24 protein-coding genes are annotated in these 24,710 nt (G+C 43.2%); 11 read left to right on the plus strand and 13 right to left on the minus strand.

Features of this window, described 5'->3' with window-relative positions; all coding sequences use genetic code 11:
• Positions 1-735: 735 nt before the first annotated feature.
• Positions 736-1,794: an NAD(P)/FAD-dependent oxidoreductase gene (locus ACQ4XT_RS01425; RefSeq protein ID WP_446852183.1), complete on the plus strand. Its 1,059-nt coding sequence runs from the start codon at positions 736-738 to the stop codon at positions 1,792-1,794.
• 36 nt (positions 1,795-1,830) lie between these two features.
• Here the strand turns inward: ACQ4XT_RS01425 and ACQ4XT_RS01430 are convergent, their stop codons facing one another.
• The 3 genes from ACQ4XT_RS01430 to ACQ4XT_RS01440 all read right to left on the minus strand — a co-directional run bounded on the left by ACQ4XT_RS01430 (position 1,831) and on the right by ACQ4XT_RS01440 (position 5,557).
• Complete coding sequence (locus tag ACQ4XT_RS01430; protein ID WP_446852184.1) at positions 1,831-2,775, minus strand: ATP-grasp domain-containing protein; 945 nt, start codon at positions 2,773-2,775, stop codon at positions 1,831-1,833.
• Between the two features lie 801 nt (positions 2,776-3,576).
• Positions 3,577-5,022 (minus strand): carbon starvation CstA family protein, encoded by a 1,446-nt coding sequence (locus ACQ4XT_RS01435; protein ID WP_446852185.1) that lies wholly within the window; start codon positions 5,020-5,022, stop codon positions 3,577-3,579.
• A 367-nt stretch (positions 5,023-5,389) separates the two neighbouring features.
• Positions 5,390-5,557: an aspartyl-phosphate phosphatase Spo0E family protein gene (locus ACQ4XT_RS01440; RefSeq protein WP_446852186.1), complete on the minus strand. Its 168-nt coding sequence runs from the start codon at positions 5,555-5,557 to the stop codon at positions 5,390-5,392.
• 278 nt (positions 5,558-5,835) lie between these two features.
• Here ACQ4XT_RS01440 and ACQ4XT_RS01445 point away from each other — a divergent pair, with 278 nt between their 5' ends.
• Positions 5,836-6,216 (plus strand): RidA family protein, encoded by a 381-nt coding sequence (locus tag ACQ4XT_RS01445; RefSeq protein WP_446852187.1) that lies wholly within the window; start codon positions 5,836-5,838, stop codon positions 6,214-6,216.
• Positions 6,217-6,315: 99 nt separating this feature from the next.
• On the opposite strand, the gene ACQ4XT_RS01450 is transcribed toward ACQ4XT_RS01445, so the two are convergent.
• Complete coding sequence (locus ACQ4XT_RS01450) at positions 6,316-6,546, minus strand: excisionase family DNA-binding protein (RefSeq protein WP_446852188.1); 231 nt, start codon at positions 6,544-6,546, stop codon at positions 6,316-6,318.
• 117 nt (positions 6,547-6,663) lie between these two features.
• On the opposite strand from ACQ4XT_RS01450, the gene ACQ4XT_RS01455 reads away from it, so the two are divergent.
• The 5 genes from ACQ4XT_RS01455 to ACQ4XT_RS01475 all read left to right on the plus strand — a co-directional run bounded on the left by ACQ4XT_RS01455 (position 6,664) and on the right by ACQ4XT_RS01475 (position 11,094).
• Positions 6,664-7,512: a DUF1206 domain-containing protein gene (locus ACQ4XT_RS01455; RefSeq protein ID WP_446852189.1), complete on the plus strand. Its 849-nt coding sequence runs from the start codon at positions 6,664-6,666 to the stop codon at positions 7,510-7,512.
• Positions 7,513-7,740: 228 nt separating this feature from the next.
• Entirely contained in the window at positions 7,741-8,196 is a 456-nt protein-coding gene (locus ACQ4XT_RS01460) for a hypothetical protein (protein ID WP_446852190.1), read from the plus strand.
• Positions 8,197-8,295: 99 nt separating this feature from the next.
• Entirely contained in the window at positions 8,296-9,045 is a 750-nt protein-coding gene (locus tag ACQ4XT_RS01465) for a YybI family spore inner coat protein (RefSeq protein WP_446852191.1), read from the plus strand.
• A gap of 222 nt (positions 9,046-9,267) precedes the next feature.
• Positions 9,268-10,089 (plus strand): STAS domain-containing protein, encoded by an 822-nt coding sequence (locus tag ACQ4XT_RS01470; protein WP_446852192.1) that lies wholly within the window; start codon positions 9,268-9,270, stop codon positions 10,087-10,089.
• A 12-nt stretch (positions 10,090-10,101) separates the two neighbouring features.
• Positions 10,102-11,094, plus strand: coding sequence for a Gfo/Idh/MocA family protein (locus ACQ4XT_RS01475; protein ID WP_446852193.1), 993 nt, complete (start codon positions 10,102-10,104; stop codon positions 11,092-11,094).
• A 36-nt stretch (positions 11,095-11,130) separates the two neighbouring features.
• Here ACQ4XT_RS01475 and ACQ4XT_RS01480 read toward each other — a convergent pair whose 3' ends face one another.
• The 4 genes from ACQ4XT_RS01480 to ACQ4XT_RS01495 all read right to left on the minus strand — a co-directional run bounded on the left by ACQ4XT_RS01480 (position 11,131) and on the right by ACQ4XT_RS01495 (position 16,202).
• Positions 11,131-11,613 carry a GNAT family N-acetyltransferase gene (locus ACQ4XT_RS01480; protein WP_446852194.1) on the minus strand — a complete coding sequence of 161 codons (483 nt, stop codon included), beginning with the start codon at positions 11,611-11,613 and terminating at the stop codon, positions 11,131-11,133.
• Between the two features lie 99 nt (positions 11,614-11,712).
• Positions 11,713-13,014: a Na+/H+ antiporter NhaC family protein gene (locus ACQ4XT_RS01485; RefSeq protein WP_446852195.1), complete on the minus strand. Its 1,302-nt coding sequence runs from the start codon at positions 13,012-13,014 to the stop codon at positions 11,713-11,715.
• A gap of 368 nt (positions 13,015-13,382) precedes the next feature.
• Positions 13,383-14,702 (minus strand): aspartate aminotransferase family protein, encoded by a 1,320-nt coding sequence (locus ACQ4XT_RS01490; RefSeq protein ID WP_446852196.1) that lies wholly within the window; start codon positions 14,700-14,702, stop codon positions 13,383-13,385.
• Positions 14,703-14,819: 117 nt separating this feature from the next.
• The gene (locus tag ACQ4XT_RS01495; protein WP_446852197.1) at positions 14,820-16,202 is read right to left on the minus strand and encodes a YjiH family protein; all 1,383 of its coding nucleotides are present in this window, start codon (positions 16,200-16,202) and stop codon (positions 14,820-14,822) included.
• A gap of 188 nt (positions 16,203-16,390) precedes the next feature.
• On the opposite strand from ACQ4XT_RS01495, the gene cypC reads away from it, so the two are divergent.
• Entirely contained in the window at positions 16,391-17,641 is a 1,251-nt protein-coding gene (gene cypC, locus ACQ4XT_RS01500; RefSeq protein ID WP_446852198.1) for a CYP152 family fatty-acid peroxygenase CypC, read from the plus strand.
• A gap of 50 nt (positions 17,642-17,691) precedes the next feature.
• On the opposite strand, the gene ACQ4XT_RS01505 is transcribed toward cypC, so the two are convergent.
• Positions 17,692-18,753 (minus strand): AI-2E family transporter, encoded by a 1,062-nt coding sequence (locus ACQ4XT_RS01505; RefSeq protein ID WP_446852199.1) that lies wholly within the window; start codon positions 18,751-18,753, stop codon positions 17,692-17,694.
• A 218-nt stretch (positions 18,754-18,971) separates the two neighbouring features.
• The gene (locus ACQ4XT_RS01510) at positions 18,972-19,721 is read right to left on the minus strand and encodes an STAS domain-containing protein (protein ID WP_446852200.1); all 750 of its coding nucleotides are present in this window, start codon (positions 19,719-19,721) and stop codon (positions 18,972-18,974) included.
• Positions 19,722-19,995: 274 nt separating this feature from the next.
• Here ACQ4XT_RS01510 and ACQ4XT_RS01515 point away from each other — a divergent pair, with 274 nt between their 5' ends.
• The 3 genes from ACQ4XT_RS01515 (at position 19,996) to ACQ4XT_RS01525 (ending at position 21,167) form a co-directional block, all read left to right on the plus strand.
• Positions 19,996-20,151: a Fur-regulated basic protein FbpA gene (locus ACQ4XT_RS01515; RefSeq protein ID WP_446852201.1), complete on the plus strand. Its 156-nt coding sequence runs from the start codon at positions 19,996-19,998 to the stop codon at positions 20,149-20,151.
• A gap of 28 nt (positions 20,152-20,179) precedes the next feature.
• Complete coding sequence (locus ACQ4XT_RS01520) at positions 20,180-20,482, plus strand: MerR family transcriptional regulator (protein ID WP_146815517.1); 303 nt, start codon at positions 20,180-20,182, stop codon at positions 20,480-20,482.
• Positions 20,483-20,636: 154 nt separating this feature from the next.
• Entirely contained in the window at positions 20,637-21,167 is a 531-nt protein-coding gene (locus ACQ4XT_RS01525; protein ID WP_446852202.1) for a YceI family protein, read from the plus strand.
• A 181-nt stretch (positions 21,168-21,348) separates the two neighbouring features.
• On the opposite strand, the gene ACQ4XT_RS01530 is transcribed toward ACQ4XT_RS01525, so the two are convergent.
• The 3 genes from ACQ4XT_RS01530 to ACQ4XT_RS01540 form a co-directional block, all read right to left on the minus strand.
• A complete protein-coding gene (locus tag ACQ4XT_RS01530; RefSeq protein ID WP_446852203.1) occupies positions 21,349-21,672 on the minus strand; it encodes a CHY zinc finger protein in 324 nt (107 codons plus the stop codon).
• A gap of 142 nt (positions 21,673-21,814) precedes the next feature.
• A complete protein-coding gene (locus tag ACQ4XT_RS01535) occupies positions 21,815-23,008 on the minus strand; it encodes an MFS transporter (protein ID WP_446852204.1) in 1,194 nt (397 codons plus the stop codon).
• Between the two features lie 15 nt (positions 23,009-23,023).
• Positions 23,024-24,655 (minus strand): SLC13 family permease, encoded by a 1,632-nt coding sequence (locus ACQ4XT_RS01540; RefSeq protein WP_446855543.1) that lies wholly within the window; start codon positions 24,653-24,655, stop codon positions 23,024-23,026.
• Positions 24,656-24,710 lie beyond the last annotated feature (55 nt).

Raw genomic sequence — 24,710 nt, forward strand, 5'->3', positions numbered from 1 at the left:
TGTACCAGATTCCACCTCAAAATTGAACTATCCTTTACTGTTATTACACATAATGGCGGCACTGTGTAAGACTTGATTTCGAGATTTTTGTAGGTGTTTAGGGGCTCCAGGAAAAGGTTCGCTCCGCCCCTTTCCCTAATTAGTGTCTCGAAACCCCTTTTTCGAATAAGCAGCCATTTAGCGATGGGAGTATAAGATAAAAACTGCCATGACTAGGTGTTTGATTTCTGAGATTTCGATACAGTACGCTCTATGCTCCTAACAGTGGAATATTGGAAGACAATCCAACTTGGTAAAAGGGTTCGTTTCTCACATAAATCGATTGGGGTGGTTGGAAAGATGCGAGACTCCCGTGGGAGAAGGAGATAGGCGATATCCTGCAGGACGCAGTCCGAGGAAGCTCGGCGCTCCCCTACAGGAAAGTGTTCAAATACGGTATCGCCCTGGTAGACGAGTGGCTTCCCAGTCAACCCTGACTCACAACTTTAGCAACGAACCCCGAAAGAATCTCGAAAGCAAGTATTCCACAATCGGGAGCTTATATGAAAGATTTTGTTAGGAATGTTTACATTTAGACTTTTAAATATTTACGGAGAGGGAATCGAATAATAAGGAAAGATGAGAGAATTTGCTCAATCATTCTAGTTTTTCAGCAGTAATTTTGGTACTCTAAAGGTTGTAACAATCAGAAAGCGTTTTCGAAAAGGGGATTAAGGAAAAGGTGGTGGAACGAAGATGAAAGAAGTCGTTATTTTAGGGGGCGGCTATGGCGGTATGAACACTTTGCACGGGTTGCTCGATCAAATCCCGGAGGATGTACATATCACTGTCGTCGACAGGAATCCTTACCATTCATTAAAAACTGAATTTTACACCATAGCAGCAGGAACGGAGTCTGACCGTCATGCGCGCGTTGATTTTCCGGAACACGAGCAAGTCACTTATGTCTTCGATGAGGTGGAGAAAATTGACACAGAAAATGAAACCATCATCATCAAAGGCGGGGAAAAAAGCCTTCCCTACAATTATTTATTAATTGGTCTTGGCTGTGAAGATAACTACCACGGAATTGAAGGAGCACGAGAATTCACCGAAAGTGTGCAGACATTCTCAAAAGCAAGGAGTGCAGGCTTTGCCATCAACAACCTCGGTGCTTACGGAAAGGTAACCGTAGTCGGAGCTGGCCTAAGCGGGATCGAAGTCGCTTCAGAAGTCCGCGAAAGCAGACCGGATTTGAACATTCGCTTGTTGGACCGAGGGGACACGGTATTGAAGGCCTTCGATTCCAAAATTCAAGATTATGTGGAGAAGTGGTTTAAAGATAATGAGGTGGAAGTGATTCACGGAGCAAATGTAGAGTACGTCGAGAAAGATGGCGTCTGCAACAATGGCGTCTGTTATTTAAACGACGTGACTGTATGGACCGCTGGTGTCCGACCGAACTTCCTTGTGAGAGAGCTTCCTTTTGAAAAGGATGACCAGGAAAAAGTTATAATCAATGATTTTTATCAAGTGCCAACACATCAAAATGTCTACGTTGTAGGTGATTGTGCATCCTCCGAACACTCCCCTAGTGCACAGCTTGCCGGACAGCAAGGAGAAAAGGTAGCCGATGTACTTAATGCCGTGCTAAGAAACCGTGTACCTGAGCGTCCCTCTGAGGTTAAATTAAAAGGTGCCCTCGGCTCTCTTGGAAAAAATGACGGATTTGGCAACATGCTTCAAAAACCGATGACAGGTGTTCTTCCTCGTCTCGCTAAATCAGGGGTTCTCTGGTTAAGCAAACGCCACTAAAAAAGATCGATCACATGAATGTGATCGATCTTTTTGTTAAACGAGTGACTTTTGTAAAAGACCCCCAAGATACTTTGCCAATTCAAGCATCCCATAAGTTCCAGCTTTAGCTTCAGCATCAGAATTGTAGTTTGTATTCGTGTTGACATCATATGTGTAGAAACGACCTTCTTTATCCTGAATAGCTTCAATTCCAGCTACGTCGATATTGTTTTCTGCTAAGAACTTTTCATAATCATCAACGATGGAAGGACGATAATTTTCAAGAACTTCAAACTTCGCTTTTGGTGTTTGGGGTTCTGCGTCCGTCGGGCAATACAATTCTTCAATTGAGCACGCATCTGCAGGGCACAGTTCAAAACCTTCAGAAGTATCGACCTTCACCCCATATACAAATTTTCCGCCTACAAATTCGTGACGAACAATATAAGGCTCTGGTGCTTCAATATATTGTTGAATCAATGTAATCCCGTCAACCGGTTCCTCAAAAGACTCACTGTCCAAGTATTCACGCAACGCTTCCGTAGAATGGAAAAGCTGAACTCCCTGCCCTTTTCCAGCACGATTGTGTTTCGTTATGAACGATTCCATGTCCAATTGCCGCGCAGCATCGAGAATATTCTCTTTCCCTACAGCAGTAATCGTTTTCGGTGTACGAATGTCCGCCTGGTTTAATGCCATATATTGATTAACCTTACTAACTTCAAGCCTTAAAGCGCGGCTGCCATTTACAATGGTGCGGTCATGGCGTTCGAGCCAGGCAAGGACAGCTTCAGTAAACTCTGGTGCATAACGATGATTCCTTGTGTGAGAAGAAGCACTGATACGGTTGTAAAAAATCCCTTCCGGTGGCTCGCTTGTCAAATCAAGCGTCCCTTGATCTAAATGCCAGAGCTCATATGGAAGATTGAGCTCTTCTAAACGCTCCGTTAAATGATCGGTCCATTCATCGTTCTCATGGAGGATATAAATTTTGCTCATCGAACCGACTCCTTTCCATTTCTTCATGTTACATATCATATCATAAAAAACCGATAAGGTTACTAGGAATAAGCTCATTACAAAGAAATACCAACTACCACTAACGGTCCCTTTTCTTGAAGACTCAGTTTCGAGACTTTTATTGAGCGGGTGGGGCTGCGGGGAATAGCTCGCTTTCCGCGGGAGCGCGGTGAGCCTTCTCGGACTGCGTCCTGTGGGTTCTCACCCTGCACTTTTTTCCTCTACGATATCCGGTTCCGGCGCCTAGCGGCTAGTGAGACTTCCCTCGCTTCTGTACGATAAGTCAACATCGAATCACTTCGTTCTCCGTGTTTCCTTTATCTCCGCCAGCTCAGTCCAGTCCATACGCCGCTGATCGAGGCGCCTGCACACTTATATTAGGAGTCTCGCCATTCCCCTCCGCCCACTTGCCGGAAGAAATTCTCGAAGCTACCTTCCAGCAATAGGAGCTTTTATGGTTGAGAAGTCTATGTCAACGCGGTTTATGCAGGATTCAAAAGAGTTTTAGGCAGGGTCCTATAAGAGGGATTTCGAGAACCTCATATGGTAAAGGGGCGGAGGGAAACGGTGAGACTCCTGTGGGAAGTGCGTGGTAGATGAGACCCCGCAGAGCGTTAGCTCGAGGAGGCTCATCACTCGCCCACGGAAAGCGAACCTTTTCCCGGAGCCCCTAAACCCACACAAACATCTCGAAATCAAGTCTTCCACAATCCTGCCATTATCTTTAATAAGATGGAAAAGAATAAAAGCCGCTTGGCCTGGGGCTAAGCGACTTTTAGATTATCCTGCTTTTGAAGTAATGATGGTATCTTCTTTTCTCACTTTCTGCTTAATTACCTGCCATACAAACCATGTGGCAACAACAAGCCAGATGACCGATCCTAAGATCATAGAAGTGGAATACTCCATACCAAATCCTTCAGGGGCGTAGAAGATATAGGAGCTTACTATAGCCGTCATGAACAGGGCGGGAACACTGCAGATCCAGTGGAACTTGTGATTTTTCAACAAATACATAGCTCCTGTCCAAAGCATCACTGTAGCAACGACCTGGTTGGACCAACCCACATATCTCCAAAGAAAACTGTAATCCATTTGTGTTAATAAGAACGTTGGAATCGCAACCGGAACCGCGAATAGCAACGGTGTCCATTTTCCTTCGAAGTTCTTTTTACTGACCTGACGAGCAAAATCCACAAGCATCATACGTGAAGAGCGTAACGCGGTATCTCCCGTAGTGATTGGCAGGATAATGACACCAAGAACGGCAAGAATCCCACCCAGCGTACCAAGTGTGGTACTGCTGATTTCATTAACGACTCCAGCTGGTCCTCCCTCTGCTAGTGCCGTTTGCAGACCTCCTGTATTACCGAAGAAAGTCATACCGGCAGCTGCCCAGATTAAGGCAATAATTCCTTCAGCAATCATGGCACCATAGAACACTTTTCTTCCTTCACTCTCTTTTTTCAACGTTCGAGCGAGAATTGGACTTTGCGTACTGTGGAACCCTGATATAGCTCCGCATGAAATTGTCACCATCAGCATCGGCCAGATAGGCAGTTCATCCGGATGAAGATTGCTAACCGTCAAATTAGGAATCGGGTGATCAAAGAAGAACATCCCTACCCCTATAGAGACCGCCATAAAAATTAAGATGGCCCCGAAAATCGGGTACACTTTTCCAATAATTTTGTTGATCGGTAGAAGAGTAGCAATAAGAAAATATGAAAAAATGATTAAGACAGATGTGAAAAAACCTAGCGGCGTGATCTCAGCCATTAATTGAGCAGGCCCCGCAGTAAAGGCTGCGGCTACTAAAATCATAAGACCAATAGATAAAAGATTAATCACCGACCTGGCAGGACGGCCTAAGTATTTCCCTACGAGTGTCGGGTATTGGGCTCCGTCATGACGAAGAGAAAGCATCCCTGAAAAGTAATCATGAACAGCTCCAGCAAAAATGGAGCCAATTACGATCCAGATAAATGCCACGGGACCGTATAACGCTCCCATCACAGCTCCGAATATCGGTCCGAGCCCAGCGATATTTAATAGCTGGATAAGACTCGCTTTCCACCAGCTCATCGGCACATAGTCAAAACCATCGTTCTTTTCATATGCAGGTGTATTTTTTTGATCATTGATCCCGAAAATTCGTTCAACCACCTTTGCATAAAAAAGATATCCGACGACAAGTAAAACAATAGATGCGATAAATGTGATCATCGCTGAGCCTCCTTTCAAATTTGAATGTAAGAAGTATTCTAGCGATGATTTTGTCGAATCACAACCCATTTTCTGAATATTTATATTTTTATCTTTTTTTTCTTAAAAATAAAGCGTTCCCAAGAATATGCCCTTTGGTATTCACCCTCCACCCCATTCAGAAGAAGAGAGAATGTAAAAAAATTGAACATAAAAAACCTCCTGCAAAATTCGCAGAAGGTTCATGTTTGTTATGTAACCTGCCACCCTATAGAAATGGTTAAGTTTCCCGCAGTCGTTGCGATTGCTAGGGTAGCATTAATTTTACAATATCATAGCGGCTGTAAGGATTCAATCACTTATCGCCCTATGTACTTTTTCATCTCATTTAATTAGAACATTGGTATTGTCTTTGTTCACTAAAACGATTCAATAGATCGTCTAATTCTTGTGAAATCCTTAATAATTCTTCATCTTTCGGATTATTGTTGTAAATTTCATACATGCGCGCTCTCAATTCTTCTATTTGTTGTTCTAACCGTACTTTATAAGGCATAATTTCATCTCCTTCACTCGTACCATACCCTAAATAAACTACTCTAAACTATTATTTTAAAATAATTTATAGAAATAACATTCCACTCTGTTTCTTAACTACTCTACACGTATTATATCGGACAAAAATATCTCAAAATAAGTCTTTTTCTCCGTTTCCTAGTAGTTTTACAGGGATTTTTTAGATGTGTTGGCGATATTTCCCGGGTAATGAATCTATTTCTCTATGATTAAAATCGTGATAGGATGTATAAAAACCTACATAAAGGAGTGTCAGTCATGTTTGAAGCTGTTTCGACAAACCAAGCACCAAGTGCTATCGGTCCATATTCTCAGGCCACAGACCTCGGACACATCGTTTTTATTTCAGGGCAGATCCCTCTAGATCCCGAGACGATGGAATTTGTCTCTAACGAAATTGAAGAACAAACACACCGAGTGATGAAAAACATTCGTGCGATACTTGAGGAAGTGGGCCTCTCTTTCAGAAATGTTGTTAAAATGAATATCTACTTAGATTCCATGGATGATTTTTCCTTAGTTAATGAAGTGTATGCCAGCTATTTGACTGAGCCGTATCCTGCTCGCGCAGCTGTAGAAGTTAGTAAACTGCCTAAAGGAGCAAAAGTGGAAATAGAAGCCATCGCTGCGCGAAGTTAAACCTTCATTAATAATATTCGAAAATCACAATGTTTTTCTGTCCACTTTTTTCCAAAAGAAGCAGAGCTGAAAAAGCTCTGCTTTTTTTGTTCCTTCTCATTAATCCTCGTCTTTAATATCCGGATCCTCTGGGAGAGGTTCACTCAAATATTCTTGAATCATTTTTCGGTAGTTTTCCATCTGTTCCAAATGATTGTGGAATTGATTTTTATTGATCAAATACTGTCGTCCATCATAAATGGCCTTAATTTTACGATTCAAGATCAAATGCCGGAGGTAGTCTTCAGATAGCTCAAGATATTCTGCGGTTTCTTCAACTGTTAAGTACATGATCTGTCACCTTTCTTTCCCTTGCATTATATCATTTCTTTTTTTACGGAAAGTTTCTTTTTTTATCAATGTGGGAAATACATTAAAAACTATACTAACGAAATGTGAGGGATAACTGTGGCTTCTACGATGACAGCAAACAAAAACAAACGTTCAGAAGCAAGTGAAGAAATCAAACCATGGGTGCGGAGGTTCGGAAGACTGGGTTTCATGGCCAAGGGGATTGTTTATGCTCTTATTGGTGTGTTGACTTTGATGGCTGCTCTTGGAGTCGGTGGGAAAACAACCGGTACGTCAGGGATGTTCCGCTCTCTTGCCGGTGTCGCTTTTGGAGAAATATTACTCTGGGTCATTGGGATCGGCTTGATCGGATATATATCCTGGCTTGCAATTAAAGCCATCATGGACCCTAACAATGAAGGAACGGATGCAAAAGGATTAATTACTCGAATCGGTTACATTGTAGGTGCAGTTATTTATGGTTCCCTGGCTTTCAATGCTATTAAAATCGCCCTCCATGCTGGTTCCAGCAGTGGGAATTCAGAACAGACGCTTTCAGCTAAACTTTTGTCACAGCCTTTCGGTCAATGGCTTGTCGGGATTGTCGGAGCTGTTACGATCGGGTACGGTATTTATGAAATATATCAAGGAAGCACAGGCCGCTTCATGAAGAAGATGAATACGGCAGAGATGGACCGCCATAAAAGGAATGTAGCTGAAAAATCCGGTAAATTTGGACTATCAGCAAGAGGCATAGTACTCGGACTTATCGGTTTCTTTTTCATTCAAACCGCCTTGACCGCAAATCCTGATGAGGCCAAAGGTTTGGATGGAGCACTCTCTGAAATCGCCCAGCAGCCTTATGGACAAATATTACTGGCTATTGCGGCCATTGGTTTGATCTTATATGGTGTTTACCAGATGGTACGCGGACGTTACGCGCGTATGAATTTCGGAAAAAAATAAACCCCATTGAAAAAAGCCTTTCCTCAGTGAGGAAAGGCTTTCGATTTTTGTCGCGAATATACCGACGACCACATTCGTCGTTTAGCTTTATAAAAAGCATGTACTTCGTCTTACACAAACAGCTCATCGCTCAATTAATATACCATGGTTCTTCTTCAAATGCAACAAAGCGTTTGATTGTCTCCTTGTGCTATACTAGGGCTACAATAAACACCTCAGGAGGAGCTTATGCTTACATTTGAAGAAAAACTGAACATCATTGAAGAATTTCCTGAACTTGAAAAGAAAGAGATTTCTCTTGGTAGAGTGAATTTTCACTATGAAGAAAGCGTGTATGATAAAAAAATTGTCGTGTACCGACTCCACCCGAATGGCAACGGATTTGTTTATGCAGGTGAAATGGATGATTATGCTGTGGACGATAAAGGGATGGTCAATATTAAAGAGATCAGCGCTGATGAACTCCGCACGTTAATCCGGAAAGCGATCGAATCTTTGTCCCTTTCCCCTGCCGAAAAAAATCCAGTTATGGAGGAATGGCTGAACGACAACGATCAAGCCCTTGTTCTTATGCGAGAAGAAGATGGATTTCATGTGTATGCAGAAGAACAACTGGAAGGTACGTTCAATTCCTACGAAGAAGCCGTCAACTTCCTTGAGCAAGAAGGATTCAGCCGCCTGTAATGAACTCAGAGCCGTACCATACGGCTCTTTTTTGTATGGCGCATTACTGTCACGCCCCTCCTATTCTGCATAAAGTATTGAAAAAAGGTGGCGTTTTTCATGTACACGTATCCCTATTCATACAGGCAGCAACAGCCCTCAACTACTTCGAATATCCTCTCCTATGCCAAAGGGGATGTAAATGGTGACTTCATTCAAGACCAAGTTTTTCTCGTCGGCGAGAAAGCACCGGATAGTCCGTATATCACGAACATTACTCTGGTCATTCAGGATGGACAAACGAATCTTTTTTACAGTATTCCTTTAAAAACGAACATGGGATATCAACCGCGCCTTTTCCTTGGAGACTTCACAGGAGACGGCGTTGATGACATCTTGATCAGCATGGATTCTGGCGGAAGTGGCGGATACGGATACTACTATTTGTATTCATTTTCAAACAACCAGGCACGGGTCCTCTTCGACTATGAAACGTTCGATGAAGCATATGAATATGAAGTTCATTATCACAACCAATATAAAGTTGAAGTCCTAAACAAAACGCTCGGACTTTCTTTTATCATCGACCTCAGTAACAGGGGATCAGAATACCTATCTGATATTTACAATGAAGACGGAACATTAAAAACACCTCTGCAGGGTTCCGTTTCTGGTTTGAACACTCTTTATCCTATCGATTTTGACGGAGATGGTATTTATGAATTGTTCGCCTTTCAACGGATCATCGGTCAGTATAATGCGGATGGATTAGGACTAGTTCAAACCCCTTTGACATGGAAGGGCAATGGTTTTTTCCCTTTCTTTGATAATCAATATGTGGCTGTCCTCGGGATGGATACAGAAGCTTAAACCGATAGATATTTAAACCTGGCCTACTCATAAGGGTACCAGGCACTTTGATCCTTCCCCCTGTACCTGGTACTACATTCAATCGTTTTGGTACCGGGTACATAATGATGTTCCTTGGTACCCCTGTAACTACAGTAAATTAAGATGAAAACTTCCCATAAATCGTTATACTAGGATAAAATGGGGTATAAGAAAAACTAACATAAATGGAAGGAGAACGATATGGAACGATTAAATGAACGTTTAGCCCAATATTTTAATGAAAACCAAACTGCTTTAGTAAACGAATTACTCCCAAAAACCTTGGACAAGCTTCAAATCAACTATACAGATCAGGATCTGAATTATCATTTTGAAATGCTTCGTCTACTTCTTGACCGTGTAGCTAAAAGCCTATTACAGCACCCTGATGAAACGAATGCAGCTGCCATCGGCTATGACACCGAAAATTACCTCTATTCTAAAGGAGTCCTTCTAAAACAGACCGTGGATGTGTTGAGTGTCTTCCGTCTTTCTCTCATGAAGCATATGCGGAATTCAAACTTGATTCAGGAGGCCGAAATCGAAGAAGGTTTCGTTGTGGCGGAAGAAGTGGTCACTGCTTTTGACGCAGCGATTCGAGCGACGACAGACAGTTATAACAAAACAAAAGAAAGAGAACATGAAGAAATGGAAAAGCATTTGAACGCTGTTTCCACCCCTGTCGTTCTCATCGACGAATTTCAAGCCGTCCTTCCATTGGTTGGGGAATTTTCAACGGAACGCTTCGATGTAGTCAAAGATCACACGCTACATAAAGTCAAAGAGCACGGTTTGCGGTTATTATTCATCGACTTTTCAGGAATCGCTACATTCAATGAAGTCTTCATCAATGACCTGTTCAATTTAACAAAAACCATTAAGTTGCTGGGTACAAGAACAGTGCTTACCGGCATTCGTACAGAGATGGCCATTGCAGCGATCCAGTCTGAAATGAATTTTGAGGAACTGGAAACCTTCAACGATCTCAAACAGGCCCTGATCACAATTAATGATAACGAGTAAGGAGTTGAACCGATGATTCGTGTAGCTTTATTAAGCAAGTGGCACGTGCATGCCGTTGATTATGCACGTGAAGCTTCTGAACATCCCGCTATTCACATTTCAAAAGTCTGGGATGAAGATATAGAGCGAGGTAATATGTGGGCGGAGGAACTTGGTGTACCTTTCGATGACGACCTCGAGCGCGTGCTTTCAGACCCGGAAATCGATGGAGTCATCGTCACCAGCCCAACAAGCATCCATAAAGAAATCATCCTGGCCGCTGCCCATCATGGAAAACATATTTACACAGAGAAAGTTCTCTCTTTTAGTAAAGAGGACGATGAAGAAATTTTCTCTAGCATAAAGAAGGCTGGCGTGAATTTTATGATCTCTTTACCTAGATTGACTTCTGACTATTACCTGTATGCCCAAAGGGTTATCGATGACGGGTCGCTTGGAACTGTAAATATGATTCGCTGCCGTGTGGCGCATAATGGAGCTGTTCCCAATGAAAGTCACCCGAATGGTTGGCTCCCTGACCGTTTTTTTAATAGGGACCAATGTGGTGGTGGGACATTAATTGATCTCGGCGCCCATCCGATTTATTTAGCCAATCGCCTTGCCGGAAGACCGACGGCCGTATCCGCTCGTCTTCAATCACTCATGGGCCGGGGTGTAGATGACCACTCTGTTGCCACCGTAGAGTATGAAGCTGGTGTTCTTGCGGTATTGGAATCGAGTTTTGTATCATCCGGAAGCCCCTTTCAGCTTGAGATTTACGGGACAGAGGGGACACTTATGGTTGAAGGAAGCGAAGTGAGGATCAAAAGCAGCACCCTTGGGATGAATGAATGGACGTATCCGGACCTCCCAGCACCCATCCACTCCCCTATGCAGCAATGGGTCGAAGAAATCCTCAATCAAGAGGAACCGACCATTAAGAAAGATGATGCCCTTCAATTAACTGCCGTCAACGAAGCAGCCACTCTTTCACACAAATATAACAAAAGAATCACCATTGAATAAAAAACGCCTGTCCATCATTTTCGTAATGGACAGGCGTCATTTAAGCTCTTTTTTCAATGTTACTAATCGTCTTGACTTACCTCGAAACCATTCTTCTGTAATTTCTCCTGTTGGTACAAATCCGTTCTTTTCAAAAAATCGCAAGCTTCCCTGGTTATCCTCATACACTTCCGCAAAAACTTTCTCCATGCCAAAAAGACCGAGGATCTCTGCAAGAAATAAATGAAGAGCCTCTGTTCCAACACCACAGTTCCTCTTTTCAGCGATCACCATACCGATAAAATTTTTGTTTGGTGTTCGGAATAATTCCACTTTACCAATTAGACGGCCATCTAAAACCACAGCTTTCATATATAAATTCGGTTTTTCACCGTTGAAGTAGGATTCATAAGCTTTAAAAAATTGGTCATATGTACGCGGAACATCCACACCTGTTTGCACCTGTAATTTTTCATCCATTTCCCACTTATGCAACACTTCAATGTGACTCCGGTTGATGTCTTTAATGGAAACTTCCATAAATCAATCTCCTCTTTAGAATAAGCCTGTTTCATAAATTCAGTACCAGACGGAACGCCTGGTACTGTGAATATTCCCTATTCTTTTATTTTAAATCCATTAATTTCTAATCGTAAATTTGGGAAAGCGAAATGCGATAGCCAGAACTCCTGAGAGAGCCAGCAGGAGCGGATAAAAACAGAAAGGGACAATACTGACAGGCGAAATGCTTGCCACCCCTGCCACTGACAGAATTTGTGCACCATACGGAAGCAAGCCCTGTACAGAACTGGAGAAGATATCCAATAAGCTTGCTGACCTTTTGGAATCGATCTCAAACCGTTCTGAAATTTGTTTAGCCAAAGGACCAGCTGTCATGATGGAGATCGTATTATTGGCCGTAGATACGTTCACGGCGCTTACCAATCCTGCGATACTGAATTCTCCACCTCGGTTCGATTGAGCACCTCGACTTATTTTGCGAAGAAGAAAATCAATGCCACCATTTTGACGAATCAATTCAACAAGTCCCCCCAGCAGAATGACCAGCAAGGCCAATTCCTGCATGCCTGCAAATCCATCTCCTAAGAGAGTCACAAATTCCATGCCAGAAAAATCCCCCATAACGAGGCCGATGATCCCCGCAAAGGCGATACCTCCCATAAGAACGTAGATGACATTGATCCCCATGATTGCAAAAATTAGAACACCAAGATACGGCAACACTTTTAAAATGTTAAATGGATGGTCATCCTGAAGCGTGGAGGCTGCATCCGTAGTCAATACACCAAAAATAACAGCCGTCACAATCGCAGCCGGAAGAACGATAAAGAAGTTCGCTTTGAACTTGTCCTTCATTTCTGTTCCTTGTGTACGGACGGCGGCAATCGTCGTATCAGATATAATGGAAAGGTTGTCGCCAAACATCGCTCCACTGACAATTGCTCCCATCGTCAGTGCGACTGCAATATCGGTCTGCTCTGCAATGCCCATTCCCACGGGAGCTAAAGCAACAATTGTTCCTACAGATGTACCCATAGAGATGGAAATGAAACAAGCAATGATAAACAACCCAACGATGAGCAAGTTGCCCGGCAATATACTCAAACCTAAGTTGACGGTTGAATCAACAGCTCCCATCCCTTCTGCGACAGTAGAAAAGGCACCGGCCAATAAGAAGATGATTACCATCAAAATAATATTGGAATGACCTCCGCCTTCTGTCAGCTGTTGTAATTTCGTTTGAAAAGCTGTTTTTCTATTCATGAAAAGGGCAACGAGAATAGCGGCAAACACAGCCACCAATACAGGCATTTTATAAAAATCACCGGTCAGTATTCCAGAGCCGATGAACAACAGAATGAATACCCCGAACGGAATCAATGCCCATCCGTTCCCTTTGTTCAAATCTTTCGTTTCCATATTAATCCTCCTTAGTCAGGATGCGCTTATAAGCTCTAAATAAAGCAAAATGACCTTGATTAGCTCTTACATACTCTACAACACTCGAAGATGAGATATCAAGTTCTAAGAAGTTTTCTCAGCCTATAAAATGAATGACGTTCAACCGGACCATGGAAACTTTTTCATCATTCGCTTCCGATCATCCACCTCGTTATCTGTTCCTGCGTTCTCCATTCTAAAAAAAGACAACACCCTATCTAAAAGAACCGGCGATGTAAAACCCCCACAAAAATTAAAGGAGGGGCGAAACCTATGCATGTAATGACCTCCCCTATTGTAAATAAATGAGGCGTAGCTGAATAATCAGCTACGCCTTTTTTTCTTCCTTATATAGGAGAAATTCCGATTTCACTTTCATATGAAACCAAAGCCTCTTCAAACATCTTCAATCCCTCATTAATTTGTTCTTCTGTAACGGTTAATGGCGGGATCATCCGTATGATTTCAGTTTTATTGCCACCAAAATAAAACAAGACTCCACGTTCAAGTGCTTGATCCAAGATTTTAAAAAGGGCTTCACTATCGGGTTTTTTCGTTACAGGATCAACGACTTCAATACCTATCATCAAACCAATTGAACGAACATTCCCTATTACAGGGTGTTCTTCCTGCAACTTTCTTAACTTATGATTCGCATAAGCGCCCTGTTTTTTAGCATTCTCAAGCAGGCTCTCCTCTTCCATTACATCCAGAACGGCATTAGCCGCTGAACAAGCGATCGGATTCCCACCGAAAGTCGTAGCATGACTTCCAAGTGGCCATTGCTGCATCAACTCTTTGGAAGCTACCGTAGCACTCAAAGGCATGCCATTCGCAATTCCTTTAGCAATGGCCATGATATCCGGAACCACGTCGAACGTATGAGCAGCAAACCATTCGCCTGTTCTCCCAAACCCGGTCTGGACTTCGTCAAAAATTAGTAAAACACCATACTCATCACATAGTTCCCTAAGCTTTTTCAACCATGCTTTGGGAGGCACAACATAGCCCCCTTCCCCGAGGACAGGTTCTACAATAACCGCAGCGACCTCATCAGGAGTTACTTGATGGTCAAACAGCCGCTGAAAGTCTTTCTCTAATTGACGGACCGTGTACTCTTCCGGATCTTCCCCATTCGGGCAATCTTCTGTTCTTGCAAAAGGAATGTGATAAGAGCCTTGGGGATGCAGATACTGACGATATTTACTCTTTGAACTTGTTACACTTAAAGCTCCCATTGATCTTCCGTGGAAGCCCCCAATGAAAGAAACAATGTACGGTCTCTTCGTTACATGTTTCGCTAACTTAATCGCTCCTTCTACCGCTTCTGTTCCGCTATTTCCAAAAAAGAAACAGTCCAGGTTTCCAGGCATAATTTCAGCAAGGCGATCCGCCAGCTTTAAAATAGATTCATAGATAATGACGCCTGACGGTCCATGAGCAAGACTGTCGGCTCCCTCCTTGATTGCTTCCACTACCTTCGGATGACGGTGACCGACATTTGTCGTGGCGATTCCAGACGTAAAATCTAAATACTTCCTCCCGTCTACGCCATAATAGTAACAACCTTCTTCTTTCACTACTGGCAAATTCGGATGATCTTTAGCCATACTTGGAGCGAGTCTCTCTGACATCCGTTCTAATCGATGCGTCCATTGCTGTGTCATAATGTTCCTCCTGATGTTAAATGCAAATTACATGGTGTTTTTTAATTCCTTAATAGGAATGTTTTTTTAAAACTTTGTTTTACGGTTTAGACATTTTCTTCATTCCTGAGAAAATTGTTAAAAGAATAATAGATGAGCAAGCAGTGCTGCGATTGGTAGTGTAATGACCGTACGCTGCAGGAAAATCACAAAAAGCTCGAAGAAGTTGATTGGAATTTTTGATTTAATCAATAGAATGCCGATTTCTGACATGTAAATGAGCTGAGTTAATGACATGACTCCAATAATGAAACGAGTCAATTCTGATTCAATTCCGCTTCCAACCACAGCGGGTAGGAACATATCTGCAAATCCTACAATCATCGCCGGTGCGGCCTCTGCTGCTTCTGGGATCTGCAACAGATTCAAAAACGGAATGAACGGGTAGGAAAGCCATGTGAATACTGGTGTGAATTCTGCAATCACAAGGGCAATGGTTCCAAGAGCCATCACGAGTGGAATTAAACCGAACCAAATGTCCGCTACATTAAAGATCCCTTTTCTCACTATTGATCCAGCACTTTTCACTTGATCGGCTTTGGCCACCGCCTGGTCCAGACCGAATTTGAGTGTGGATGTACCTTCTGGGACAATTTCATCAATCTGTTTTCCGACAGGCTCGTGGTAGGTTTCTTTTTTCAAGGAAAGCGGCGGAATTCTTGGACAAACGACTGCAGCTACGATTCCACAAATCACAACGGTGAAATAAAAGGGAACAAACATATGATCAATGGATAAAAACTTAGCAATTACAAGACTGAACGCAATCGATGCAATAGAAAAGTTACTCGCCACGACTGCCGCTTCACGTTTGGAATAGTAACCATTTTCATACTGCTGGGTGGTCAACAGCACACCTACCGTCCCACTCCCCATCCATGAAGCCATTGCATCCACAGATGAACGACCGGGCAGCTTGAACAATGGATGCATCACTTTTCTTACAACCGTTCCAATCAAGTCCATCAATCCGAACTCCAGCAACAGCGGCATAAATAAACTTGCAAATAGAAACCAAACCATAAGAACAGGAATTAAATCATAGAGGACAACGCCCCCTGTTAGTTCAGAACCGATATAAGAGGGTCCTGCTTCGAGAAGCGTCAGAATAGCAAACGCTGCTCCAAGAAAACGCAATACAATCCAAAACGGACCAACATCAAAAACATTCGCTATGAATGGATGATTCCTTATTTTACTGCTCACACCTTTGACCCCGACACTCCCTACAGCTGAGAGCGAGATAACGATGGTCATGAACAAAGGTATCCAGGGACCAATGGCCGCTTGAAGCCCATCTGCCATCAAACCAAGTCCGATCGTCACCCGTCCATCAACAGAGATAGGAACGAGGAATAATAAGACCCCGACCAAAGATGGTAGAAGAAATTTCATCCATTGCTTCATTGTATAGGATGTGGATGTTTGAATACTGCTTACTTTTGATTGTTGAATAGCCATGATTCGTCCTCCTCCGTCATTTTTATGCATAATTAAGTATAAATACACAATTCATGATAGTTAGTAACTATACATTTTCATGCATGAAAATTCAATAGGTTTTAGGAAGTTTTTTAAGACGGTTTATTCAGGTGAAGAGAAAGGAATAAAGAAGATAATGAGATTGCTAGTATAGGAGGCGTTACATAATGACGGTAAAAGTGCCAAAAGACAAGACAATCGACAATACACTCGCTATTTTTAAAGACGGGTACAACTTCATACCTAAACGGGTTCAAAATCACCATTTGGATGTTTATGAAACGAGGGTTTTAGGGGAGAAGGTGGCTCTCCTCAGCGGCATCGAAGGAGCAGAACTGTTTTACGACACCAGTCGTATGAACCGGAAAAATGCTCTCCCCAAGAGAGTCTTGAAAACTTTATTCGGTGAAGATGCCATTCAGACGATGGATGGGGATGCACACACTCATCGCAAATTGCTGTTCATGTCCCTGATGACTCCAGAGGCTCTGCAGGAACTGTATGAAATCACGACGAAAAACTGGGCACGTTTCGCAAAAAAATGGAGCAGCATGAAACAAGTGACACTGTACGACGAGTCCCGTGAACTATTGTGCCGGACGGCGTGCGAATGGGCCGGCATTCCATTAGAAGAAAAAGAGGTCAAGAAAAGAACCAGAGATTTAAGTAATATGATCGATGGATTCAGTGCGGTCGGTCCGAAACACATCGAAAGCCGGAGAGCACGCAAACGGTCAGAAGAGTGGATAGAAGGTCTCATCTTGCAAGTCCGACAAGGTAACCTTCATGCAGAAAAAGGAAAAGCCATATACGAAATGGCTATGCATGAAGATTTGGAAGGTCAACCGTTAGACGCACGAATGGCAGCCATTGAAGTTCTGAATGTCATCCGTCCACTAGTAGCCATTTCTAAGTTCATCGCATTCGGCGGCGTTGCCCTTCATGAACATCCAGAAACTCAGACACGCGTCGCTTTGGATGATGAATATTTATTCCAGTTTGCACAGGAAGTACGTCGTTACTTCCCTTTCGTTCCTTTTCTAGGAGCAAGAGTCGACCATGATTTCACCTGGCAGCAATACCCCTTCAAAAAAGATCAGCTTGTCCTGATCGACATTTACGGAATCAACCATGACCCTAAAGTGTGGGAGAACCCAGATCAATTCAACCCTGAGAGATTCATAGATTGGGACGGCGGATTGTTCGATTTAGTACCTCAAGGCGGAGGTGGATATTATAAAGGACACCGTTGTCCAGGAGAATGGCCGACCATTGAAGTTTTGCAAGCCAGTTTCCGTTACATGACTAAACACTTGGGGTATGATGTACCGAAACAAGATTACAGCTACAGTTTAAAAAAGATCCCAGCGCTTCCGAAAAGCGGCTTTATTATAAGCAACGTCCACTTCAAAAATTGACGATTCTATACTGAAAAACGTCCAGGAAAAATCCTGGACGTTTTTTCTATTCAAGGATGATAGAGCCGGTAAAAATCATACCCATGCTTCAGCAACACTTTGATTACGGAATACGTAGGAACAGCGATGATCATCCCTACCACTCCATACAACGGAGCTGCCACCACAAGTAACAGAATAACTGTTAACGGATGGATATCCAGGCGTTCCCCAAAGATCAAGGGGGCAATCAAATTACCCTCTAATTGTTGGACAACAATAAATATGATGATCACATAAATAGCCATCGAAGGCTCCTGCATGAGAGCAACCACAATTGCCGGAATCGCACCAATAACCGGCCCGACAAAAGGAATCACACAGGTCAACATGACGAATATCCCCAGTATTAGAGCGTAATCAAGCCCGATGATAATATAACCGATATATGTCAAAACACCATCCACAGCAGCGATTGTCGCTTGTCCGATAATATAAGAAGAAACCGTATAATCTAAATCTTTGAGCACCTTTTCCCCGCGTGGTTTATGCTTATCAGGCAAAGCCCTTTTTAAGAAAGGAATCAGTTTGTGGCCATCTTTCAAGAAGAAGAACAAAACAAACGGAACGATGATTAAGACAGTAGTCGCTCCCGCAATGGTAGAAAAAACACTCATCATATGTTCCCCGATCTGCTGAGTCAAACCACCGAAATATTCGGTGACTCGCTGCTTAATGGAAACAACGGACACCATCCCCATGTCATTTTGCTCGAGCTTTTGCCCCGCCTCTTCTGCTGTCTGTTTTATTTTTTCAGGTAACTCCGATATATCCGTAATCTGTTTTTTTATGGTACCTGCTAAAAAACGGATACCTCCATAAATGAGAGCACCGATCACTGCAAAAACAGCCAGGATGGCAACAGGCAGAGGGAAGAATTTTGACCTTGCCATAAAGTGCACGACAGGGCGCAAGATATAAAAAAGAAACCCAGCAATTAGCATCGGATAAAATAAGGTTCCGAAGATTGTCTTCACTGGATTCAACAGCTCTAGTTTTTCTAAGAAATAATAAAGAATAAGTATAAGTATAGCTGCCGTGGTGTACTTAAAGAATGAGTGTTTCATCCACATGTTCCTTCACCGTCCTTTTACCCCAATAATTCACTAAATGGACGGATTGTAAACTAAAGATCAAACGCCAGCACTAAATTTCCCTATCTTTATTTCAGCCCCTATATGATGAAGACTGAAATTCGAGATCTTTGAGGAGTGGTTCTCCTCCTGTCAAGAGTCACCCCCCTACGTTTTCACTTCCTATGTAAAAGAGACCTGAATAGCGTCAAGTCTCCTTAAGAATCATGTTGTATGATGTATCGTAATCCTGCATACGTATTTTTAAATGTTTTCAAACCTTTACCAAAGTATTGGAATGAAAGAGCCAGCTTTGGTGTAATTCCTACCACAAGGCATTCAGTCCCTACTAATTGGAGTGACTGATTCAGTTGCTTCAAGTGTCTGCTGAACTGGTCATTGAATTTATGGATTCCACTCAAGTCAATCAAGGCATATAGAATGTCACCTTCTGTACATTTTTTCAGTAGAGAAGAGATCAGGTGATCCACTCTTTTTTCATCCAAATCACCAATAAGCGGAACAGCCACTGCATGGTCCCACACTTTTAAGATAGGGATGGAAAGCGATTCAATAAGGTGATCCTTTCGTTCCTCTTCTTCGGCCTTTGTCGTTACATCCATTAACATGATGGTATAGTAACTTGTCTCTCCCTCTGTATTTTTCATCGGGGTAATCACGGTATCTGCGACGAACCTATTCTTTACGTTGATCCTCACTTGATACTTCTTATCCAATCTTCCCTTAAGATCTCGACGTTCTAACGGATTAGCATGAAGCTTGTCCATATTCTCTCCGATTAATTCATCCGCGCTTTTGTATCCGAGTAACGGAGCAATTTCTGTGAAAAGATTTTTGGCCTCATCATTCATCCACACCAGATCATAATTGAGGTCTGCAAGCAAGATGCTTTCTCCTATGCTATTAAGCGCATCTGTCATTGTTAGATCTGAAGTCATTAAAGCCATCCATGCTCCCACCTTATCCATTTTTTTCTTTTATTATAATATTTTTCCCTGCCTATAGGTAGAGGTGAAAAAAGTCGAATGTGTTCATGTTATGAAACTTAACAATAATATTATTTAATGTTAGATTTTCTAACATATTAAGTGACATATCGGAATTTTTCCGCTATTCTATATTCATCAGATAAGAATTGGAGGAGATCATGATCCTTTTTCCATCCCGACGATGCATGGTACCTAAGAAGCAAAAATTTCACACTTACGGGAGTGAACCTTAATGAAAAACCATCTGAGGACCGCCGTTGAAAGTATGAAAGAACATTACATTCAAAAACTTATTGATGCAGGGATGTATCAAGCCTCTGATGAAATGCTCCGGTCGTTGACATTAACGGAGCTCGAAGCTCTCGCTTCAAGGGTCGATCGACCATAAGGAGGCGCAACATCGAGGAGGAGAAGTGATGTCATCTTACAAGCACAAAAAAGTCATTTCAATTGGTACGGTCAATGAACTCACAGGACTTTCCCTCAGACAAATACGTTATTATGAGGAGCGTGAATTGATTTATCCAGAACGTACCAAGAGAGGAACACGCAAGTATTCTTTTTCTGATGTTGAAACCCTCTTGCAAATCGCTGACAAACGAGAGGAAGGTGTACAAACCTACGAAATCCGTAAAGATTTACAGTCTTCCAACAAAGGGAAGGTGATGGAACGAATGCTTCGCGGGCAACTGAATGCCCACTTTCGAATGAACAAATGAATAGACTTACAGGCAGCCCGGACACCCCTAGGTCCAGGGCTTTTTTTTTTGCACACTTTGAATATCTCGACATAAAATATCTTGACTTCAAAATAAATAGAGCGTATAGTTTTATTTAGAATTCAAACTATTTTATTTCAAAGGAGAATATAAAATGACTCATTTAACGTTGGATCAGGTTCACAGCAGCTTGAACTTCCAAATCAAACATATGATGGTTTCAAAAGCGAAAGGTGAATTCGAAACTTTCGACGTAGCATTTTCCGGTGATCTGAATAATCTACCTTCTGCACAAGTGACTGTTACCATTCCGGTAACTTCTATTAATACAGGCAACGAACAGCGCGACGGTCACCTCCGTTCCGGGGACTTTTTCGAAGCCGATCAATACCCGAATCTTGTATTCCGCAGTACTTCCATCAAGAAGATAACGGATGATGAATTTGAAGTAACCGGTGACTTCACCATTAAAGAAGTGACTCATCAGGAAACCTTCACGGTTGAATATAACGGGACTTCCAAGAGCCCAATGGATGGCAGCACGATTGCAGGTTTCGATGTGAGCGGAAAAATCGATCGTGAAGCTTATGGCTTAACCTATAATGCGGCTCTTGAAACTGGCGGTGTGCTGCTGGGGAAAGAAGTTAAGTTTGAAGGGAACTTTGAGTTTGTTGTAGGAGAATAAATCTTCACGATTAAAAAATGCCGAGTTTATTTTTATAGACTCGGCTTTTTTAATAGATTTTCATTCTCTATTTCCAGCCTTGGTAGGCGTTAAGTCACTTTCACTTTGGGTTAGGGCACTTTCACAAACCTCTCACCCCCCCTCCTTCAAACATAAAAAAACCGCCCATGAAGCTGGACGGTTACATCTCAAAATATAAAGAATAATGGAGGCGGCAGCCTTCATTAAATCCATGCTGACACTCAGGACATCGGGGGGAATTCATATACTCATGAATGGTCAGCTCATGGCTGCAGCTTCCACATAGGATCGCACGCTCCCCCCATTTGCGCTTCGGCCATCGACTCGGTTCATGGTCTGCTTGTTCCTGATGGCAGGAATAACACGCATAATATTCCCCGCAGCAGTGAAAACGGATGGCAATGACATCGACCTCACTGTGATAGTGTCGACAGCGCGTCTGGTTATCTACCTGATTTCCTTTTACTAGAGGTCTCTTCCCCATTTCACTCTCCCCTTCATATCTAGCTTTCTACCCCTCATATATACCGATCTTTATGATAGAAAGCATGACCTATATCCCTAGATTATAACACGAGCAATTACCAAAAAAAGGTGTACCAGGTCATCCAGAATATGGATGAAAATCACTCATCCTTATAAAAAGGATGGAAGATGAATAGGAGGAGCAGCAGGATGGTTACACTCATTACGCCTGTCCATTGGTAGTTTTCCCACAGGGTGCCGATGGCTGTGCTTCCGATGGCTACGCCTAAGTAATAGCTGATCAAGTAGAACCCTGATGCTCCACTTTTATGGTGAGTGGCGGATTTGCTGACAAGGGCAGCGGCCATGGAGTGAGCGACAAAGAATCCCATGCAGATGAGAGACAATCCCACGAGTACAAACGTACCAGATGGAAGTGCAGTTAGGGCCGCGCCGACGATAAGGATGGTCACACCATTAAACATCACTTTTTTCAAACCAATCACATCAGAAACTCGGCCGGCAAGTGGAGGCGCGAGGACTCCGAAGACATAAGCAAAATATGTGAAGGCGATCCATTTTAGGGACCAGTTGAATGGGTCCCCTTGTAAATGAAATGGGATATAAGTCCAAATCGCCGTGAAGACGATTTGAAGCAGAACCCCCATCATGAACAAGACGAGCATCGAACGGCTCTTCAAGTGGACAAGCATCCCCTTCAGATCATCACTGATGGCCTGATCTGTTTTTTCGAAGAAGCGCTCTTTTGGAAAAAGGACTAAAAATAGAAAAGCTGAAAGCAATCCGAATGCAGCAAATATATATAACGTCGACTGCCAGTCAAACAAATCCGTCACGTACCCACCAACGACCCTTCCTCCCATTCCTCCGAGAGCATTGCTGGATATGTATAAGGTCATAGCCAGACCCAAGTGTTTATGAGCTACCTCTGCCCCTAAATATCCCATCGCCGCCGCAGGGATCCCAGCTAAAAAGAACCCCTGGATAAATCTCACCACAACCATCCACCCAAATGTAGGAGTGAACGGCAAAAGGATAAGGGTTCCTGCTGTGATAAACAAGGAGACTTTCATGACAGTCGCGCGGCCATATCGATCAGCAGAAAAACCGAGAATGAATAGACCAACGACCATGGCGATGACACAAGCGGACATGAGTAAACTGGATTCCGTTGCCGACACTTGGAATTGGTCTGTAAACACAGGGAGCAATGGCTGAAAAACATATAATGTTGAGAATATGGATAAGGAAGCCAACATTAAGGCAATGGTGACGCGCCAAAATTCACTTTGTCCTGGTGTATAGGGTTGTCTGTTTTTTTGTACGGCTTCCATATCGATCATCCTCTGTTATGAGTTAAAACGGTCCGGAAATGTTGTTAAATCGATCCCCCAAACAAATGGCAGGTAGAAATAAATCGCGATGGTGATCAAAATGACGGCTGCAATATTCAGCCACAGTCCGGCTTTAGCCATGTCTGGAATTCTCAAATAGCCACTACCGAAAACGACGGCGTTCGGAGGTGTGGCCACGGGCAACATAAACGCACAGCTTGCCGCTACACCCGCTGCAATCATCAAGCTGTATGGGTGAACCGAGATAGCGCTGGCCAGTGAGGCCATAATCGGAAACATCATCGTAGCTGTAGCTGTGTTTGATGTAATTTCCGTTAAGAAGATGACGAGTGCTGCAACGATAACAACAATCAAAATCAGACTGACGCCCTCTAAAATCGTTAGCTGTGTACCAATCCATTCCGCAAGCCCCGTTTCCTGAAATCCTGCGGCAATAGCCAGGCCTGCCCCAAATAGAAGCAGGATTCCCCACGGCAGCCCTTTCGCTGTGTCCCAATCCAGGAGGTAATCCCCTTTCTTGTTCTTGGAAGGAATAAGAAAAAGGAGGACAGCTGCGCTCATCGCGATCATCGTATCGTTGATATTTTCATTGATGTTTACGAGTAAAAATGACCTGGAAATCCACGCCACTGCTGTCACAGCGAACACGGTCATGACGATTTTTTCTTCTACACTCATGACCCCGAGCGCACGCCTCTCTTCCCCGATGACTTTTCTACCACCAGGCAGTTCTTTAATTTTCATTGGGAAGGCAATTTTCACTAAATAGAACCATGCGAGTGCTAAAAATAGAATCGTCAACGGAACACCGAACGCCATCCAGCCAGCAAAGCTGATCTCTATTCCATAGGTTTGTTCAACAACAGCTTTAAAAATCGTGTTGGGAGGCGTTCCAATCAGAGTCGCCAATCCACCAATAGAAGCACTATAGGCGACCCCGAGCATGACAGCTTTTCCGAAATTGAAATTGTCGTGATCGACCGTTTCCCCCTTTTTCTTCAACTGCTCAGAAGCCTGGTAGATGACCGCCATACCGATCGGAACCATCATCATGGCCGTGGCCGTATTGGAAATCCACATTGACAATGTCCCCGTCGCAACCATAAAACCAAGTACGATTTGTTCTGTGCTTGTCCCTACGGATGCGATGATGAACAAGGCCATCCGCTTATGCAGGTTCCACTTTTGCATCGCAAGGGCAATGAGGAAACCACCCATAAACAGGAATATCGTATTATCGCCATAGGAAGAAGCCGTCGTCCCGCCGTCCAGTCCTCCGGTGAGAGGAAAAAGAATCAACGGCAGAAGGGATGTCGCAGGAATCGGAATTGCCTCTGTGATCCACCATGTGGCAATCCAGATGGTACTGGCTAAAACTGCGACAGCACTTTGGGATAATCCATCCGCTTCTAAAAACAAAAGTGTAAGCGCAAACAAAATTGGCCCTAGAAAAAGTCCTACTTTTTGACGCGTATCAAAAGATGGGCCAGGGTCGCGCCCTTCCTCCTTTTGGTTCGTCTGGGTCACCGTCGAAGATCCACCGCCATTTCCTGTTACTGTAAACCTCAATAAATCCTTCGCCTCGTAGTGCATCGTCCAAAGGCGACTCCACACGCCACTTAACATTGATTGTGCACCCATGCTTATTCCCTCACTTTCCATTAGTCAAATATGTATGAAT

The organism is Halobacillus sp. 12SKB (assembly GCF_052941655.1).